We start from the raw sequence: 18,720 nt of genomic DNA on the forward strand, positions 1-18,720 counted from the left end.
TCTCGCGCCATGAGCGGTTCATCGGTCCGGCGGCGATGGCGGCCGAGCGCGGCCTGCCAGCGACCGCTCTCGTGGGCGCCGTCGCGGCGGCTCTGGAGTTCGACGAGACCGATGACGAGCAGTCCGTCGAACTGCAGCAGCAGCTGCGTACAGAAGACGCGCTGTCGTTCACGACACTCGCGACCGGACTCGATCCCGAGCATCCGCTGTTTCCGGCGATCCGCGACGCGGTCGTCTCCCGTCAGACCGCCCTCGCAGCGTCTTGACCCGAGTCCGGGGGCCCGAACCCTCCGACTCCACGCCCCCTGCCGATACGATCGGCAGGGGGCGTCCTCGTGGGTACGACGATGTGCAGGAGCGGCATGGACAGGTATGCGGTGATCGGTGCCGGGCCCTCGGGCCTCGCCGCAGCACGCGCGCTCACCAGGCGCGGGATCGCGGTCGACGGATATGAGGCGTCGCACGGGGTGGGCGGCCTGTGGGACATCACGAATCCCCGCAGCACCATGTACGAGTCGGCGCACCTGATCTCGTCGCGCACCACGACCGAGTTCGCCGAGTTCCCGATGCGCTCGTCGGTCGACTACCCGGGGCACCGGGTGCTGCTCGACTACTTCCGCGAGTACGCCGGCCACTTCGGACTGACGGAGCTGTTCCGCTTCGATACGCGGGTGACGCGGCTCGAACCGCGCGACGGCGGCTGGGAGCTCACCAGCACCGGCCCTGAAGGACGGCGGACCCACCGGTACGCGGGGATCGTGCTCGCCAACGGCACGCTCGCCGAACCGCGGATGCCGTCATTCGACGGCGAGTTCTCGGGCGAGATGCTGCACACGAGCGCATACACGTCCCCTGCTCAGCTCGACGGGCGCCGGGTGCTGATCATCGGGGCGGGCAATTCCGGGTGCGACATCGCGGTGGATGCCGTGCACCATGCCGCCTCGATCGACATGAGCGTGCGCCGCGGATACCACTTCGTGCCGCGCTATCTCTTCGGCCGGCCGAGCGACACGCTCAACCAGGGACGCCCGCTGCCGGCGCGTCTGAAGCAGGCGGTGGACAGCCGGGTGCTCCGCGCTTTCACGGGAGATCCCGCGAGATTCGGGTTCCCGAAGCCCGACCACCGGATCTACGAGTCGCATCCGATCGTGAACACGCTGATCCTGCACCACCTCGGCCAGGGCGACCTGCGCATCCGCCCCGACGTCGAGCGCTTCGACGGGCAGACCGTGCGCTTCCGCGACGCCACGGCCGACGAGTACGACCTCGTGCTGATGGCGACCGGGTACACGCTCGACTACCCGTTCGTCGACCGCGAGCACCTGCACTGGCAGGGCGCCGCCCCTCGACTCTTCCTGAACATCTTCCCCGCGTCGTTCAACGGCCTCTTCGTGCTGGGCATGATCGAGGCATCCGGCATCGGGTGGCAGGGCCGCTACGAACAGGCGGAGCTGCTGGCGACCTACCTGGAGGCGACCGCGACCGATCCGGCGCGCGCAGCGAGGTTCCGCTCGCGAGTGACGGGAGCGCCGTGGCCGGATCTCACCGGTGGCTACCGGTACCTGGCGCTCGACCGCATGGCTCACTACGTCAACAACCACGCCTATCGCCGCGCCCTCAGACATGAGCAGCACGACCTCGCCGCGCCCGCGCACACGGACACGCCCCGAGACATGATCGGCTGAGAGCCGCTCACACCCTCGCGTCGTACCCTGGACTCGTGCAGAAGAAGCGTGGCCGCAGAGTCCTCAAGTTCATCGTCTGGGGCCTCGTCGCGGTCCTCGTACTCGGGATCGGCGGCATCGTCGCCTGGAGCCAGATCGGCGTCATGCAGGCGGAGCCCGGCCCCCTGGCCGACGTGAAGTCGAACAGCGCGATCCAGGTCGAGGATGCCGAGCAGGGCATCATCCTCACGCCCGCCGACGGTGAATCAGACCAGGGACTCGTCTTCGTGCCCGGCGCCAAAGTCGACCCCTGGGCCTACGCGCCGATCCTGCAGAGCCTCGCCGAAGAGGGCGTGACCGTCGTCATCACGCGCCCCTGGCTGAATCTCGCATTCTTCGACCTGCGCGGTCTCGACGCGTTCACCTCCGCAGCCCCCGAGATCGACGACTGGGGCGTCGGCGGCCACTCGCTCGGCGGAGTGCGCGCGTGCCAGCTCGCCGCAGACGCCGATGCTCTCGTGCTGTTCGGTTCCTACTGCTCGAACGACGTGTCGGACTCCGACCTCTCGGTGCTCAGCATCTCGGGCAGCGAGGACGGGCTCTCGACGCCGGCCAAGATCGACGCCGCGCGCGACATGCTGCCGGCGGATGCCGAGATGGTCGAGATCGACGGCGCCTCGCACGCGTCGTTCGGCGACTACGGGCCGCAGGCGGGCGACGGCACGCCGACCATCTCCGACGAGGAGATGCACGCGCAGGTCGCCGAGCTGCTCGCGTCGTTCTTCGCGGAGCTGCCGAGCAGCTGACGCGACAGTCACCCGTCTCTCGGATCGAGTAGCGGGTCGAGAGCCGGATGCAGGTGCCTCGTCCCGAGGACCGTCGATGCCGCGCGAGCGCCGGCCCGGAGCGCGGTGTCGAGGTCGGCCCCGGTGAGCCGGGCGTCCAAGACACCGGCGAAGAACGCATCGCCCGCCCCGTTCGTGTCCACGACCTCCACCGGCACCGCCGCCACCCGATGCACGACATGCTCGCTGTCGACAGCCACGGCTCCCTCGGCCCCGAGCGTGCACACCGCGAGCGATGACCCCGCCGCGATGCGCGCATGGAGGAAGTCGACGGGATCGGGCAGCCGGTCGGCGTTGCAGAACACCGCGTCCGCGGCGTCGAGGAACGGACGATGGAAATCGGCCGTGCCGTCGTAGTCATGCACGTCGACCCAGAGCGGCTTCCCCGTGCTCTGAGCCGCGGGAATCAGGCGCAGCGGCTCCGCGGCGAGATCCAGCACGAGGACGTCTGCGCGGGTCATCGCCGCGATCAGCGCGGTGTCGTCCGCACCGTCGGTGGCACCCGGCGACGACAGGTAGAGCGAGACCCGACCGCCTGCGCGGGTCATCAGGTTGAGATGGCGCTCGGTCACATCGCCCGCGCCCCAGAACCCGTCGACGCCGGCCCGAGCGAGTGCATCCCGAACCTTCCTCCCCGGCTCATCGCTCGCGCTCAGCGCGTGCAGGTGTGTCGAGCGCCCGAGTGCGGTGAGGGTCAGGGCTTTGCCCGCGCTCGTGCCGCCCACCGTCTCCCAGCTGTCCTCCGCGAACTGCATGTGCGGCACGGGCTCGGGCAGTCGGTCGAGCACGACGATCGTGTTCCACGACGCGGGGCCCGCGATGAAGACGGATGCGGTCATAGGCCCCATCCTGCCGCTTGATGCTGCGCTGCGGGAGATTCTCGAGGCTCAGCCGATGCGCTTGATCAGCGCGTCGAGGCCCATTCCGTAGTCGATGCGCACGACGGGAAGCGCGAGCTTGTCGGCGCCGATCGACACGGTGCCCGGCTCGATCGTTCGCGCCATCTCGAATCCGGCCTGCGCGACACCCTGCTTCGCGGTGTCGTTGTAGTGACCGTACGGGTACGCGATCACCTCGCGCACACCGAGGATGTCTGCGGACGTGTTCAGATCGGCAGCGATCTCATCGGCCGTCCAGTTCACCATCCGTCCCTTGCCGTTCTCCCCCGCCTGATGCATGTCGTGCGTGTGCGAGCGGCGCAGCACATACTCCGACGGGGCCGGGTCCTGCCGTGCCGAGGTGATCATGAACGAGGTCGACAGCAGACCCAGACGATCGATGACGGGCACGGCGAGATCGAACCAGGTCTGATCGGCGTCGTCGTCGGTGATGATGACCGAGTGGGCGGGCAGGAACAGACGACCGTCGATGAACGCGCTCAGCTCGTCCCAGGTCGGCAGGTAGAAGCCGGTCGTCGCGATGTGCTCCATCTGCGCCTCGAAGTCACCGATGTAGGCGTAGTTGCCCCGCAGCCACCCGGTCTCCCCCTCGGGGTTCGACGTGAACTGGTGATACATGAGGATCGGGATCTCGGCGTTCTCCGCGAGGTTCTCCTCGGGCGTCTTCCACGCCGCGAACAGGTCGATCTGCTGATCGACGCAGACGACCGGATCGGCGCCGTTGACACGGCTCTCGACCACGAACGCCGCGGCGTCCGCCTCCGACGAGTACCAGCCGGCGAACACCCGCCCCTCCTGCGCCGGGATCGGAAGGGCCGCGTACAGCGCATCCTGCCGCTGCAGCATCGGCTCCTCAGGCGCGCCGTCGCCGATGAAGCTCACGGCGCACGCCAGCGGATCGTCGGCGTCCGCGATCAGCTGCTGCACCGGGGTCAACGGCCGTTCGATGACTTCCGATTCCGCCTTCGGCGTCGGCGTCTCGGCCGGACGGTTCAGCCACACCACGGCGGCTGCCGCTCCCCCCGCGAGCACGACGGCCGCGACGATCCCGATCGCGAGGCCCGTGCGGCGTCGCTTCCCCCCGGATGCCATCGTCAGATGTCGAAGCCCTCGGCGATCATCTCGACGAGTTCTTCCCGCTCCTCGACGGGGAGGAAGGCGGCGGCCGCGGCGTTGAACTGGAAGGTCTCGAGATCGTCGAGGTCGTACTCGAAGGTCTCGACGAGCAGCGAGAGCTCGCGCGTGAGCGAGGTGGCGCTCATGGTGCGGTTGTCGACGTTCACCGTCACCGCGAAGCCCAGCTGGTAGAGCAGGTCGAACGGGTGGTCCGCGAGGGTGTTGCCCCATGCGGCGATCGCGCCGGTCTGCAGATTCGACGAGGGCGAGAGCTCGAGTGGGATCTCACGGTCGCGGATCCAGCGCGCCAGGTCGCCGAACTGCACCTGCACCTCGTCGCCCTCCTGCGTGATGACCTGGAGGTCTTCGGCGATGCGCACACCGTGCCCGAGGCGCAGCGCGCGTCCGTCGAGCAGCGCCGAGCGGATGGAGGCGATGCCCGCGGCCTCGCCGGCGTGCACGGTCACCGGGAAGAAGTTCTCGGCCAGGTGGTCGAATGCCGCGCGGTGGTCCGACGCGGGGAATCCGTCCTCCGGCCCCGCGATGTCGAATCCGACGACGCCCCGGCCGCGGAAGGCGATCGCGAGCTCGGCGATGTCGCGCGAGCGATCGGTGTGGCGCAGTGCGGAGAGAAGCTGGCCCACACGGATGCTGTGACCGGCACGGTCAGCGGCGTCCTCTCCCTCTTCGAGGCCCTGCTGCACGGCCTCGACGGTCTGCTCGAGGGTGAGGCCACCGGTCAGGTGCTGCTCGGGCGCCCAGCGCACCTCGCCGTAGATCACGCCGTCCTTCGCCAGGTCCTGCACGAACTCGCGCGCGATGCGGGTCAGGCCCTCGCGCGTCTGCATGACGGCGGTGGTGAGATCGAACGTCTTCAGGTACTCCACGAGGGATCCCGAATCGCTCTTCGTCGCGAACCACTTGCCGAGGGCTCCCGGCTTCGACGCAGGCAGCTCGAGGCCGATCGCATCCGCCAGCTCGATGATCGTCGAGGGGCGCACCGCACCGTCCAGGTGGTCGTGCAACGACACCTTGGGCAGGCTGCGCAGGGACACGCCCTGGATGGTGACGTCGCCGTTCGCGTCGATCGACATGGAGGTTCCTCTCGGTCGCGGATTCGCTCAGTTCAGGCTAGCGGTCGGCGAGTCAGGCCGTGATGCGCTCCCGCACGATCGGCCCTGCGGCCGGGGCCTCGTCACCGATCGCCCACGCCCCCTCGAGAGCATCCAGCGCACGCGGGAATCGCGCCTCATCTGCGGCCGAGAGCGTGAACAGGGGCTGCCCCGCCACGACCCGGTCGCCCGGCTTGGCGTGCAGGTCGATGCCCGCCTCGAAGATCACCGGATCCTCCGCCCGCGCGCGTCCTGCGCCGAGACGCCAGGCGGCGATGCCGAACGGCAGGGCATCCATCTGCGACACGACGCCATCGGTGGGCGCCGTCACCACGTGGGTCTCACGCGCCGTCGCCAGCGGCGCATCGGGGTCGCCGTCCTGCGCCCGGATCATCGCCTTCCAGCTGTCCATCGCGCGGCCGTCGTCGAGAGCGGCCTCGACATCCGCATCCGGCTGGCCCGCGAGGGCGAGCATCTCGCGTGCCAGGGCGACGGTCAGTTCGCGCACGTCCGCCGGCCCGCCACCGGCGAGCACCTCGACGGACTCGCGGACCTCGTTGGCGTTGCCGATGGCGAAGCCGAGCGGCACGTTCATGTCGGTGAGCAGTGCGGTGGTGGCGACGCCCGAGTCCGTGCCGAGCGCGACCATCGTGCGAGCGAGCTCACGGGCGCGGTCGATGTCCTGCATGAAGGCGCCGGAGCCGAACTTGACGTCGAGCACCAGCGCGTCGGTGCCTTCGGCGATCTTCTTCGACATGATGCTCGAGGCGATCAGCGGGATCGCCTCGACCGTTCCGGTCACGTCGCGCAGTGCGTACAGCTTCTTGTCGGCGGGAGCGAGGCCCGAGCCTGCGGCGCAGATCACCGCGCCGACGTCGCTCTTCATCTGGGCGAACATCTCCTCGTTGCTGAGCGCCGCACGCCAGCCCGGGATCGACTCGAGCTTGTCGAGCGTGCCGCCGGTGTGCCCCAGCCCACGCCCGGAGAGCTGCGGCACCGCGACGCCGAACACGGCCACCAGCGGCGCGAGCGGCAGAGTGATCTTGTCACCGACGCCGCCGGTCGAGTGCTTGTCGACCGTCTTCTTGCCGAGAGCGGCGAAGCTCATCCGCTCCCCCGAGGCGATCATCGCATCGGTGAGCACACGGATCTCATCGCGCTCCATGCCCCGCTGGAACACGGCCATCGCGAACGACGCCATCTGCGCGTCGGACACATAGCCGCGGGTGTAGGCGTCGACCATCCAGCGCAGCGCCTTCTCAGGAACCGCACCTCCGTCGCGCTTGGCACGGATCACATCGATCGCGTCGAAGGGCTCAACCGAGCCGCTCTGCGTGGAGCTCATCGGGCGTCCTCCAGGTCTCGGGGGCCGAACGCGTCCGGCAGTACTTCGTCGATCGTGCGGATGCCGGAGACGGTCTCCAACAGCATCCCGGGCATGGCGTGCTCGAAGAGCAGCTGGCGGCATCGCCCGCAGGGCATGATCGTCTGGCCGTCGTTGTTGACGCAGACGAACGCGACGAGCTGTCCGCCGCCCGACATGTGCAGGTCTCCCACGAGCGCGCACTCGGCGCACAGCGTCACCCCGTACGAGGCGTTCTCGACGTTGCAGCCGGCCACGATGCGGCCGTCGCCGACGAGCGCGGCGGCGCCCACCTTGTAGCGCGAATACGGGGCGTAGGCCTTGGCCATGGCGTCGGTGGCGACCTGACGCAGCTCGTCCCAGTCGATGTCGGTCATGTCTCTCCTAGGACTTGATGTACGGCTTGCCGCTCGCGGCCGGTCCCCGGATCTGACCGGCGAAACCGGCGACAGCGATCAGGGTGACGACATACGGGAGCATCAGCATGAACTCGCTGGGAACAGGCGTCTTGAGGATCGACAGCAGGTTCTGCAGGTTCGTGGCGAAGCCGAAGAGCAGCGCCGCGAGGGTCGCGCGGATGGGATCCCAGCGTCCGAAGATCACGGCGGCGAGGGCGATGAAGCCGAGCCCCGCGGTCATGTCCTTGCCGAACTGCGGCACCGACACCAGCGTGAAGTACGCACCGCCGATACCGGCGATCGCACCGGCGAGCAGCACGTTCCAGAAACGCGTCGCGTTGACCTTGATCCCGACCGTGTCTGCGGCCTGCGGGTGCTCGCCGACCGCGCGGAGGCGAAGGCCCCAGCGTGTGCGGTAGAGCCCCCAGGCGACCACGGCGACCGTGATGAACATGAGGTAGACGATGAACGTCTGGTTGAAGAGCACGGGGCCGATGATCGGGATGTCGCTGAGGACCGGGATCTCGATGCGGGTGAAGCGCACCGGCGCGTTGAGCGTCTTCTCGTTCGGCGCGAGCAGCGCTCCGTACAGGAAGCCGGTGAGGCCCGTGACGAGCACGTTGAGCACGACACCCACGATGACCTGCTCGACGAGGTACTTGATCGCGAAGGCGGCGAGCACGCTCGCGACCAGCACACCGCCGATCATCGCCCCGATCAGCCCGACGAACGGGTTGCCCGTGATGCTCGAGAGCAGTGCGGCCGAGAACGCTCCGAGGAGCAGCTGGCCCTCGATCGCGACGTTCACCACGCCCGCGCGCTCGCCGATCACCCCGCCGAGCGCTCCGAAGACGAGCGGAACCGAGAGCGACACCGCGCCGAAGAGGAGGCTCGTGACGGGCACGAGTCCGCCGGCACCGGCCCAGACGAGGAACGCGAAGATCGCGAGGATGCCGAACCCTAGGACGAGCCAGAGCGAGGCGGTGCGGTAGGTCCACGCGCGCAGGAACGCGGCGATGACGAGCACGACGAGGATGCCGATGACCACCCAGATCGTGGAGGCGGTCGGCAGCGCGACGTCGGGGAGCTGGAACGACTGCGACGAGTCGCCGAGGCGGAACGTGCTCGTTCCGGTGCGCGGCACCAGCAGCACGAGCAGCGACAGCAGCACCGTGACGACGGCGAGCACGATCGGCGCCTTGAGATGGCGTTCGCGGACGGTCATGAGCTGCACGGTGCCGTCGGCGGCTTCCTTCTGCACGAGCGACATCATGCCGTCACCGCCTTCTTCGCGGCCTTGGCTCTCGCCTTGGCGGCCTTCTCCGCGTCGGACTTGGGCAGGAAGAACACGGCGCGCAGCAGCGGCGGCGCGGCGATGAACAGCACGACGAGCGACTGCACCACGAGCACGATGTCGACGGGGATGTCCTGCGCCTGCATCGAGAACGATCCGGCCTTCAGTGCACCGAACAGGATGCCTGCCGCGAACGTCCCCCAGGCACGGCTGCGTCCGAGCAGAGCCACGGTGATGGCGTCGAAGCCGATCCCGGCGTCGATCGTCTCGGTGATGCCGGTGGTGACCGCTCCCTGCACCTGGTTCATGCCGGCCAGACCCGCGAGGCCACCGGCGAACAGCATCGCGTACACGTAGACGCGCTGCACGCTGATGCCGGCAGCGCGGGCCGCGTGCGGGTTCTCGCCGACGGCGCGCATGCGGAGTCCGAGCGATGACCGCTCGATCAGCCACCAGACGAAGAGCGTCGCGATGATCACGATCACGAAGCCGAGGTCGAGCAGCGGGAACTTCGGTCCGAACAGCTCGGGGAACTGCGCGCTCTCGGGCGTCGCATAGCCGAGAGCCTGGTTCGTCCCCGGCTTCTGCAGCAGGCCCGGCGTGCGGATCATCCACAGCAGCAGGTAGTAGGCGACGTAGTTGAGCATGATCGTGAGGATCACCTCGTGCGCGCCTGTGCGGGCCTTGATCAGGCCGGCGATCGCGCCCCACAGCGCACCTCCGGCGATGCCGGCGATGAGGGTGGCGGGAATGTGCAGCCAGATCGGCAGGTCGAGCTGGAACGTCAGAAGACCTGCGACGGCGACGCCGATGAGCATCTGGCCGCGGGCACCGATGTTGAACAGGCCGACACGGAATGCCAGGGCCACGCCGAGGCCGGCCGCGATCAGCGGAGCCGCGAAGCCGAGAGTGTTCGTCAGAGGCCTGATCTGCGCAGCGAAGTCGGCGCCGCGCGCATTGAAGATCGCGCCGCGGAACAGCGCCTCGTATCCGTTGTAGACCGCATTCCAGATGGCTGCGAACGTGTCGCTCGGACGCTGGAAGAAGTATCCGGATGCCGTCAGCACGTCTTCGTTGGTGAAGGCGATCAGGATGCCGCCGACGACGAGGGCGAGGAAGATCGCGAGGATCGTGGTGACGGCGCTGCCCCGCAGCATCTCCTTGAGGATCGTGTTGCCGCGCGGCGGCGGTGGCACATCCACGGGATCGCGCAGAGTCGTCGTCGTGTTCACCGACAGCTGGTCGGAGGAGCTCTCGTTCCCCGGCCCGTCGGCCTGTGGCGTCGTCCCGCTCATGCGGCAACCTCTCCCTCGGCGGCGCCCGCCATCATCAGACCCAGCGTCTCGCGCGGGGTGTCGCCGGGAACGATCCCGACGATGGTTCCTCGGTACATGACCGCGATGCGGTCGGCGAGAGCCGCGACCTCGTCGAGCTCGGTGGAGACGACGATGACGGGGATCCCCGCGTCGCGCGTCTCGATGATCCGCTTGTGGATGAACTCGATCGACCCGACGTCGACGCCGCGCGTCGGCTGCGCCGCGACGAGCAGTCGCAGCTCGCGGCTCATCTCGCGGGCGATCACGACCTTCTGCTGGTTGCCGCCCGAGAGCGTGCCGGCCGGCGTGTGCGAGCCCTGCGTGCGGATGTCGTACTCGGCGATGCGCGCCTTCGCGAAGTCCTCGAGTTCGGAGCGCCGGATCGTCCCGACACGGCTGAAGGCGGGGTCGGTCGATCGGTCGAGGATCAGGTTCTCCGCGACCGAGAACGCACCGACCAGGCCGTCCTCGTTGCGGTCCTCGGGGACGAAGCCGACCCCCGCGTCGAGGATCGTGCGCACGCTCTTGCCGACGAGGTCCGTGCCGTCGAGGATGATCGATCCCTCGACGCGTGACGCGAGACCGACGATCGCCTCGACGAGCTCCGTCTGGCCGTTGCCCTGCACGCCCGCGATCGCGAGCACCTCGCCCGGCCGCACGGCGAAGTCCACGCCGTCGACCACGATCGCGCCGGCCGCCGTCAGGACGCGGAGTCCTTCGACCTGCAGGCCGCCCTCGCCGAGGCGCGGGGCATCCTTGTGCACCGTGAGCTCGACCGCGCGCCCGACCATGAGCGAGGCGAGCTCGGCGTTGCTGGCGGTGGGCGACGCCTCTCCGACGATCTTGCCGAGACGCACGATCGTGATCGTGTCGGCGACCTCGCGGACCTCTCGCAGCTTGTGGGTGATGAAGACGATCGCGGTGCCCTCGTCGCGGAGCTGGCGCATGATGCCCATGAGCTCATCCGTCTCCTGCGGGGTGAGCACGGCGGTGGGCTCGTCGAACACGAGCACCTTGGCATCGCGGGACAGAGCCTTGATGATCTCGACGCGCTGCTGCACGCCGACCGGAAGATCGCCGACGATCGCATCCGGATCGATGTCGAACCCGAAGCGGGCGGCGACCGAACGCACGTGCTCGCGCGCCTTCGCGATGTCGAGTGTGCCGAGGCCCTTCGTCTGCTCGTGCCCGAGCATGACGTTCTCGGCGACGGTGAACACCGGCACCAGCATGAAGTGCTGGTGCACCATGCCGATGCCCGCGGCCATCGCGTCGCCGGGGCCGCGGAAGCGCTGAACGACGTCGTCCAGCAGGATCTCGCCCTCATCGGCCTGATACAGGCCGTAGAGCACGTTCATGAGGGTGGACTTGCCTGCGCCGTTCTCACCGAGCAGCGCGTGGATCTGCCCCGGCTCGACGACCAGGTCGATGTGATCGTTGGCCACGAGGCTGCCGAAGCGCTTGGTGATGCCGCGGAGTTCGAGCTTCATATCTGCACCCTATCCAGAAGAGTCCGAGGAAGAGCGGGCGTCAGGCATCGCCGATGATGCCGAGTCCGCGGTTGAAGATGGGAGTGTCGTTCCACGGCACGGGGCGAGTGGCCGCTTGCACCACTCGCCCCGCCATGGATGGGAACTGCTTACGGGGAGTTCTCGGAATCCACCGTGATGTCGCCCGAGATGATCTGCTCCTGCAGAGCGGCGATCTCGTCGAGCAGGCCGTCGGGCAGGTCGCCCTCGAAGGCACCGAAGCCCGAGAGCTTGACGCCCTCGTTCTCGAGCGTGCCGACGTAGGGCGCCGGGTCGAAGTCACCCTCGGATGCGGCGATCGTCGCGTCCTCGACGGCCACGTCGATGGCCTTCATGATCGAGAAGAGGGTGACGTCTGCCACGCTCTCGTCAGCCACGGCCAGGTCGCTGTCGACACCGATCAGCAGGGTGTCCTTGCCGCTGTCGGCGATCGCCGCCGCAGCGCTCTGGTAGACGGGTCCGCCGACGGGGAGGATCACGTCGACGCCCTGGTCGAGCACGCCCTGGGCGGTCTGCTTGGCGGTGTCGTTCGCGTCGAAGCCACCGGTGAAGGAGCCCTTCTGCGTGGCTGCGTCCCAGCCGAAGACCTCGACCGCACCCGACTTGTCCTCGTTGTACTTCTCGACGCCGAGCTGGAAGCCGTCCATGAATACGGCGACCGACGGGATCTGCATTCCGCCGAAGGTTCCGACCTTGTTGACGCCCGATGCGGAAGACCAGCCTGCAGCGGCATAACCGCCGAGGTAGGCGGCCTGAGCCGTGTCGAAGACCAGCGGCTTGATGTTCGGAGCATCGGTGGTGCCGTCGAAGTCGTTGTCGGCGTAGTCGTCGATGATCGCGTAGTCGATGTCGGGGTTCGCGAGAGCCGACTCGACCGTGGCGGCCGAGAGCTTGAAGCCGACGGAGACGATCAGCGAGCAGCCCTCGGAGACCGCGGTCTCGAGGTTGGGCGCGTAGTCGTTGTCGTTCGCGGACTCGAACTCGATCGGCTTGACGCCGAGGGTGTCCGCTGCGCGGTCCATGCCCTCCTTGGCCGACTGGTTGAACGACTTGTCGTTCCAGCCGCCCGCGTCGGAGACGAGGCAGGGCACGAAGTCGGAGGCGGCGTCGCCGCCTCCGGTGCCGCCGGACTCCGTCGGGGCCTGGCCGCAGCCGGCGAGCGCGAAGACGACGCCGGCGGCGATGGTCGCGCCGAGCAGCTTCTTGGTGGTGGAGATGGTCAACTCATGCCTCCTCAACGAACCCGCGGCCCTCGCGGATCGATCAAAGTTACCCAGTGTTTCGGCTTTTTTGCATGCCGCGACGCCACACGCCACGCAATGGTTACAAAGCTGAAATCCAACCAGCCGATGAGCAGCGAGGGCTGCTCATCAGAGCACGTCGCCGCGCCCCGTGAGCTTCAGCGATTCCACGACGCCCTTCACGCGCTGCGCGTGCTCGACAGTCGTGACGAGCAGAGCGTCGGGAGTGTCGACCACGACGATGTCCTTCACCCCGACCAGGCTGATCACTCGCGACGTCTGACTGACGAGGATGCCGCTCGCGGCGTCGCTGAGCACACGGGCCTTCGGTCCGAGCACGGCGAGATCGTTCTTGCGTCCGTTGTTGATGAGCTTGGTCAGCGAGGCGAAGTCCCCCACGTCGTCCCAGTCGAAGTGACCGGGCACCACCGCGAGGCGGCCGCGCCGGGCTGCGGGCTCGGCCACGGCGTAGTCGATCGCGATCTTCTTCAGCCCGGGCCAGATGCGGTCGACGGCCGGTCCCCGCCGGTCGCGGTCGTCCCACGCCTCGGCGAGCTCGAGGAGACCCGCGTGCAGCGCAGGCTCGTTCGCCGCCAGCTCGTCGAGCAGCACGCTCGCCTTCGCGATGAACATGCCCGCGTTCCAGAGGTAGTCACGGCTCGCGAGGTAGGCGGTCGCGGTCTCGAGATCGGGCTTCTCGACGAAGGTGTCGACGAGCGCAGCCTCCCGGGCCCCCTCCACGACGAGTTCGGGCCCCTTCTTGATGTACCCGAAGCCCACCGCGGGCTCGGTCGGCGAGATGCCGATCGTGCAGATGTACCCCTCGCGGGCGACTTCGACGGCATCCCGCACCGCGAACTCGAACACACGGGTGCTGCGGATGACGTGGTCGGCGCTGAACGAACCGATGATGACGTCCGGGTCGCGACGGTGCAGGATCGCCGCCGCCAGGCCGATGGCCGCCGCCGACTCGCGCGGCTCGGATTCCAGGAAGACATTGAGATCCGGTATTCCAGGCAGCTCCGCCTCGACGGCCGCGCGGTGGGCGCGTCCGGTCACGACCGCGATGCGATCGGCACCGGCGAGGGGTTCGAGTCGATCCCAGGTGTCGCGCAGCAGAGAGTGCCCCGAACCCGTGAGATCGTGCAGGAACTTGGGCGCGTCAGCCCGCGAGAGAGGCCACAGTCGACTGCCGATACCCCCGGCGGGGATCACTGCGTAGAAGTCCTTGATCGGTTGGTTCACCCTGCCAGGGTATCCGCATCCGTCATCTCGACATCGAGAGACTTAGGGTGGCCTTCGTCGCCTCGGCCTGTTCCCGGGAATAGGATGGACAGCGATCGGCCGTGCCTGACGTTCAACGGGTTCACGCTTGGATGACGCGACGCACGCGACCGAGTCACATCGATCCAGGGAGGACGACCGTGTCCACAAGCGCTCGCTTGACACCGTCGATTTCGGAAACCACTTCCAAGACCCCTCGCGGCACCCTCTACCGAGGTCGCGAAGGCATGTGGTCGTGGGTGCTTCACCGCATCACCGGAGTCGCCATCTTCTTCTTCCTGTTGGTGCATGTGCTCGACACTGCACTCATCAGGGTGTCGCCCGAGGCCTACAACGCGGTCATCGGCACCTACAAGAACCCGATCATGGCGATCGGCGAGGTCGTCCTCGTCGCCGGCATCGTGTTCCACGCCATGAACGGCCTGCGCATCATCGCGGTCGACTTCTGGTCCAAGGGTGCCAAGTACCAGCGTCAGCTCTTCTGGGGCGTGCTCCTCGTCTGGGGCATCATCATGGCCGGGTTCGTGCCCCGCCACCTGATGCTCGCGTTCGCCGGGTTCGGAGGAGGACACTGATGACCGCTCAGACCGTCTCCGCCCCCACCCGCACTCGCCGCGGGGTCAACCTCGAGAAGTGGGGCTGGCTCTTCATGCGCGGCTCCGGCGTCGTGCTCGTGGTCCTGATCTTCGGCCACCTGTTCATCAACCTGATGGTCGGCGAGGGCATCCACGCCCTCGACTTCGCGTTCATCGCCGGGAAGTTCGCCACGCCGTTCTGGCAGTGGTGGGACGTCATCATGCTGTGGCTCGCGCTCATCCACGGCGCCAACGGCATGCGCACGATCGTGAACGACTACGTCACGAACAACACCGCGCGCAAGGCGCTCATCTGGGCGCTCGGTCTCGCCGCGGCTCTGCTCATCATCCTCGGCACGCTGGTCGTCTTCACGTTCGACCCGTGCCTGGGAGTGACCGAGTCGAGCACGCTGTGGGATTCGTGCCAGGCGCTGGGCCAGTAGAAGAGAAGGCAAACGAGAAGTGACTACCGAGACCCAGGATTCCGTCGTCCGTGACGGCGTGCATTACCACCAGTTCGACATCGTCATCGTCGGCGCCGGAGGCGCCGGCATGCGTGCGGCGATCGAGGCCGGACCCGGCGCGAAGACCGCGGTGATCTCCAAGCTCTACCCGACGCGTTCGCACACCGGTGCTGCGCAGGGCGGCATGGCGGCTGCGCTCGCGAACGTCGAGGAGGACAGCTGGGAGTGGCACACCTTCGACACGGTCAAGGGCGGCGACTACCTGGTCGACCAGGATGCTGCGGAGATCCTCGCCAAGGAGGCCATCGACGCGGTCATCGACCTCGAGAACATGGGCCTCCCCTTCAACCGCACGCCCGAGGGCAAGATCGACCAGCGTCGATTCGGCGGTCACACCGCCGAGCACGGCAAGACCCCCGTCCGTCGTGCCTGCTACGCCGCCGACCGCACGGGTCACATGATCCTGCAGACGCTGTTCCAGAACTGCGTCAAGCTCGGCATCAACTTCTTCAACGAGTTCTACGTGCTCGACCTGCTGACGGTGAAGGATGCCGACGGCAAGACCCAGGTGTCCGGCGTCGTCGCCTACGACCTGTCGACCGGTGAGCTGCACGTCTTCCAGGCCAAGGCCGTGATCTTCGCGACCGGCGGCTTCGGCAAGATCTTCAAGACGACCTCGAACGCCCACACCCTGACCGGTGACGGCGTCGGCATCGTCTGGCGCAAGGGCCTCCCCCTCGAGGACCTCGAGTTCTTCCAGTTCCATCCGACCGGGCTCGCCGGCCTCGGCATCCTCCTCACCGAGGGCGCCCGAGGCGAGGGCGCGATCCTCCGCAACGCCTCGGGCGAGCGCTTCATGGAGCGCTACGCACCGACCATCAAGGACCTGGCGCCGCGTGACATCGTCGCGCGCTGCATGGTCCAGGAGGTCGCCGAGGGACGAGGCGCCGGCCCGCACAAGGACTACGTTCTGCTCGACTGCACCCACCTCGGTGCCGAGGTGCTCGAGACCAAGCTCCCGGACATCACGGAGTTCGCCCGCACCTACCTGGGCGTCGACCCGGTCGTCGAGCCCGTGCCCGTGATGCCCACCGCGCACTACGCCATGGGCGGCATCCCGACCAACAACAACGGCGAGGTCCTGGCCGACAACGACACCGTCGTCCCCGGTCTCTACGCCGCCGGCGAGTGCGCCTGCGTCTCGGTGCACGGCGCCAACCGCCTCGGCACCAACTCGCTGCTCGACATCAACGTGTTCGGCAAGCGCTCGGGGCGCAACGCGGTCGAGTACGTCAAGACCGCCGAGTTCGTGCCGCTCCCCGAGAACCCCGCGGCCTTCGTCTCCGGCATGCTCGAGGACCTGCGCAACAACCAGGGCACCGAGCGCATCGCCGTGCTCCGCAAGGAGCTGCAGGACGAGATGGACAAGGGCGCGCAGGTCTTCCGCACCCACGACTCGCTCCAGCACGTGCTCGGCGTGATCGCCGAACTGCGCGAGCGCTACAAGAACGTCCATGTCGACGACAAGGGCAAGCGGTTCAACACCGACCTGCTCGAGGCTGTCGAGCTGGGCTTCCTGCTCGACATCGCCGAGGTCGTGGTCTACGCCGCGCAGAACCGCGAGGAGAGCCGCGGCGGTCACATGCGCGATGACTTCCCGACGCGTGACGACGAGAAGTACATGAAGCACACCATGGCGTACCTGACCGGCGACCCGCACTCCTCCACGCCGAGCGACCACATCAAGCTCGACTGGAAGCCCGTCGTGTTCACCAAGAACGAGCAGGGCGAACTCAACTACCCGCCGATGGAGAGGAAGTACTGAGCATGTCCAACGCCATCGCTGAGGCCCCCGCCGACACGACGGAAGAGGCTGCGATCCAGTCCTTCATCGTCACGTTCAACATCCGCCGGTTCGACCCCGAGGTCGACGCCGAGCCGCACTGGGTCGACTACGACGTGGAGCTGTACTCCACCGACCGCGTGCTCGACGCGCTGCACAAGATCAAGTGGGAGGTCGACGGCTCGCTCACGTTCCGCCGCTCCTGCGCCCACGGCATCTGCGGTTCCGACGCCATGCGCATCAACGGTCGCAACCGCCTCGCCTGCAAGACGCTGATCAAGGACCTCGACATCTCGAAGCCGATCTACGTCGAGGCGATCAAGGGTCTGCCGCTCGAGAAGGACCTCGTCGTCGACATGGAGCCGTTCTTCGCCTCGTACCGCGAGGTGCAGCCGTTCCTCGTCGCGAACTCCGTGCCCGAGAAGGGCAAGGAGCGCGTACAGTCGATCGCCGACCGCGAGATCTTCGACGACACCACGAAGTGCATCCTCTGCGCAGCCTGCACCTCGTCGTGCCCCGTGTTCTGGACCGACGGCCAGTACTTCGGACCGGCCGCGATCGTGAACGCGCACCGCTTCATCTTCGACTCGCGCGACGACAACGCCGACGTGCGTCTCGACATCCTCAACGACAAGGAAGGCGTGTGGCGCTGCCGCACGACCTTCAACTGCTCCGAGGCATGCCCGCGTGGCATCGAGGTCACGAAGGCCATCGCCGAGGTCAAGCAGGCCGTACTGCGCGGGCGTCCCTGACGCTCTCGCAGTGACGCCGAAGGGCGGGTTCCCTCACGGGAGCCCGCCCTTTCGCGTTGTGTGGATAGGGTGAGGATGTGTCTGATCCCGGTGGCGATGCGAGCGAGTCCCGTCGCCTCGATGCGGCCGTCGAACGAGCCACCGCGCTGACGCAGCGCACCCTGGGCCTCTTCCCCGTGCGGGTGTGGCGGCACTTCCTGCAGCACAACGGATTCCTGCTCGCCGCTGGCGTGAGCTACCAGGCGCTCTTCGCGATCTTCGCGGCGATCTACCTCGCCTTCGCGATCGCCGGTCTCTGGCTCGGCGGCAGCACCGCGGCCGTCGACGGCATGATCGACATCATCAACAGCTACATCCCGAACCTGATCCAGGAGGAGGGCGGGGTCTTCACCCCGCAGCAGGTGCAGGAGATCGCGGTCAGCACGACCAGCCTTTTGAGCATCACCGGCCTGATCGCACTCGGCACCGTGATCTGGACCGCGATCGGCTGGGTCACGTTCTCACGGCGTGCGACCCGGGACATCTTCGGACTGCCCCCCGACCGTCGCAGCTACGTCATCCTCAAGGCACGCGACCTGCTGGCCGCGCTGATCTTCGGCGTCTCGCTGCTCGCCGGTTCTCTGCTCAGCTCCGCCAGTGCGGTCGCACTGAGCTGGATCCTCAGCCTGCTCGGATGGGGATCCGCCCTCGACGGTCTGACGAGCATCCGCATCGGCACGGTGCTGGTGTCGTTCGCACTGCTCTCCGCAGCCCTGGCCGCGATGGTCCGGTTCCTCACCGGCACCTCGCTCGAGTGGCGGACGATCTGGCCGGGCGCGCTCCTCGGCGGCGGAGCGATGACCATCCTGCAGTTCGGAGCGGGCTTCCTTCTGAGCTACACCCCCTCCAATCCCCTGCTCGCGACGTTCGCCATCTTCATCGGTCTCCTTCTGTGGTTCCGGGTCAACGGCGTCGTGATGCTCGTGGCGTCCTCGTGGATCGCCGTCGCCGCGCAGGACCGCGACCTCCCTCTGCAGTCGCTGACC

Annotated in this window: 17 protein-coding genes and 1 pseudogene; 8 read left to right on the forward strand and 10 right to left on the reverse strand. The window is 67.8% G+C overall.

The window, feature by feature from the left end; translation table 11 throughout:
• The 3 genes and pseudogenes from RTM68_RS10150 to RTM68_RS10160 form a co-directional block, all read left to right on the forward strand.
• Positions 1–266: pseudogene (locus RTM68_RS10150) on the forward strand (mannitol-1-phosphate 5-dehydrogenase); the annotation flags it as partial.
• A 96-nt stretch (positions 267–362) separates the two neighbouring features.
• Complete coding sequence (locus tag RTM68_RS10155) at positions 363–1,685, forward strand: NAD(P)/FAD-dependent oxidoreductase (protein ID WP_312170536.1); 1,323 nt, start codon at positions 363–365, stop codon at positions 1,683–1,685.
• Between the two features lie 35 nt (positions 1,686–1,720).
• The gene (locus RTM68_RS10160) at positions 1,721–2,470 is read left to right on the forward strand and encodes an alpha/beta hydrolase (protein WP_312170537.1); all 750 of its coding nucleotides are present in this window, start codon (positions 1,721–1,723) and stop codon (positions 2,468–2,470) included.
• Positions 2,471–2,478: 8 nt separating this feature from the next.
• Here RTM68_RS10160 and RTM68_RS10165 read toward each other — a convergent pair whose 3' ends face one another.
• The 10 genes from RTM68_RS10165 to RTM68_RS10210 all read right to left on the reverse strand — a co-directional run bounded on the left by RTM68_RS10165 (position 2,479) and on the right by RTM68_RS10210 (position 14,022).
• Entirely contained in the window at positions 2,479–3,348 is an 870-nt protein-coding gene (locus tag RTM68_RS10165; protein WP_312170538.1) for a PfkB family carbohydrate kinase, read from the reverse strand.
• Positions 3,349–3,396: 48 nt separating this feature from the next.
• Complete coding sequence (locus RTM68_RS10170) at positions 3,397–4,500, reverse strand: polysaccharide deacetylase family protein (protein WP_312170539.1); 1,104 nt, start codon at positions 4,498–4,500, stop codon at positions 3,397–3,399.
• A gap of 2 nt (positions 4,501–4,502) precedes the next feature.
• Positions 4,503–5,618, reverse strand: coding sequence for an adenosine deaminase (locus tag RTM68_RS10175; protein WP_312170540.1), 1,116 nt, complete (start codon positions 5,616–5,618; stop codon positions 4,503–4,505).
• 52 nt (positions 5,619–5,670) lie between these two features.
• Positions 5,671–6,981, reverse strand: coding sequence for a thymidine phosphorylase (locus RTM68_RS10180; RefSeq protein WP_312170541.1), 1,311 nt, complete (start codon positions 6,979–6,981; stop codon positions 5,671–5,673).
• Positions 6,978–7,376: a cytidine deaminase gene (locus RTM68_RS10185; RefSeq protein ID WP_194763535.1), complete on the reverse strand. Its 399-nt coding sequence runs from the start codon at positions 7,374–7,376 to the stop codon at positions 6,978–6,980. The genes RTM68_RS10180 and RTM68_RS10185 overlap by 4 nt, the downstream gene beginning before the upstream one ends.
• Positions 7,377–7,383: 7 nt before the next feature.
• Positions 7,384–8,667: an ABC transporter permease gene (locus tag RTM68_RS10190; protein WP_396654223.1), complete on the reverse strand. Its 1,284-nt coding sequence runs from the start codon at positions 8,665–8,667 to the stop codon at positions 7,384–7,386.
• Positions 8,667–9,986, reverse strand: a complete 1,320-nt coding sequence (locus tag RTM68_RS10195; protein ID WP_194763537.1) for an ABC transporter permease — start codon at positions 9,984–9,986, stop codon at positions 8,667–8,669. Before RTM68_RS10195 ends, RTM68_RS10190 begins: the two co-directional genes overlap by 1 nt.
• Positions 9,983–11,497, reverse strand: a complete 1,515-nt coding sequence (locus RTM68_RS10200; RefSeq protein WP_312170543.1) for an ABC transporter ATP-binding protein — start codon at positions 11,495–11,497, stop codon at positions 9,983–9,985. The genes RTM68_RS10195 and RTM68_RS10200 overlap by 4 nt, the downstream gene beginning before the upstream one ends.
• Before the next feature lie 149 nt (positions 11,498–11,646).
• The gene (locus RTM68_RS10205) at positions 11,647–12,759 is read right to left on the reverse strand and encodes a BMP family protein (protein ID WP_194763539.1); all 1,113 of its coding nucleotides are present in this window, start codon (positions 12,757–12,759) and stop codon (positions 11,647–11,649) included.
• A 147-nt stretch (positions 12,760–12,906) separates the two neighbouring features.
• Positions 12,907–14,022, reverse strand: coding sequence for a mannose-1-phosphate guanylyltransferase (locus tag RTM68_RS10210; protein WP_312170544.1), 1,116 nt, complete (start codon positions 14,020–14,022; stop codon positions 12,907–12,909).
• Positions 14,023–14,201: 179 nt separating this feature from the next.
• On the opposite strand from RTM68_RS10210, the gene sdhC reads away from it, so the two are divergent.
• The 5 genes from sdhC to RTM68_RS10235 form a co-directional block, all read left to right on the forward strand.
• Positions 14,202–14,636, forward strand: a complete 435-nt coding sequence (gene sdhC, locus RTM68_RS10215; RefSeq protein ID WP_194763541.1) for a succinate dehydrogenase, cytochrome b556 subunit — start codon at positions 14,202–14,204, stop codon at positions 14,634–14,636.
• A complete protein-coding gene (locus tag RTM68_RS10220; RefSeq protein ID WP_194763542.1) occupies positions 14,636–15,079 on the forward strand; it encodes a succinate dehydrogenase hydrophobic membrane anchor subunit in 444 nt (147 codons plus the stop codon). Before sdhC ends, RTM68_RS10220 begins: the two co-directional genes overlap by 1 nt.
• A gap of 19 nt (positions 15,080–15,098) precedes the next feature.
• Positions 15,099–16,925, forward strand: a complete 1,827-nt coding sequence (gene sdhA, locus RTM68_RS10225; protein ID WP_312170545.1) for a succinate dehydrogenase flavoprotein subunit — start codon at positions 15,099–15,101, stop codon at positions 16,923–16,925.
• 2 nt (positions 16,926–16,927) lie between these two features.
• Entirely contained in the window at positions 16,928–17,695 is a 768-nt protein-coding gene (locus RTM68_RS10230; RefSeq protein WP_194763544.1) for a succinate dehydrogenase iron-sulfur subunit, read from the forward strand.
• Between the two features lie 77 nt (positions 17,696–17,772).
• Positions 17,773–18,720, forward strand: a 948-nt coding sequence (locus tag RTM68_RS10235; protein ID WP_312170546.1) for a YihY/virulence factor BrkB family protein, incomplete at its 3' end; no start/stop codon positions are given.

Origin of the sequence: Microbacterium sp., from assembly GCF_031988965.1 — a bacterium.
Classification (GTDB): domain Bacteria; phylum Actinomycetota; class Actinomycetes; order Actinomycetales; family Microbacteriaceae; genus Microbacterium.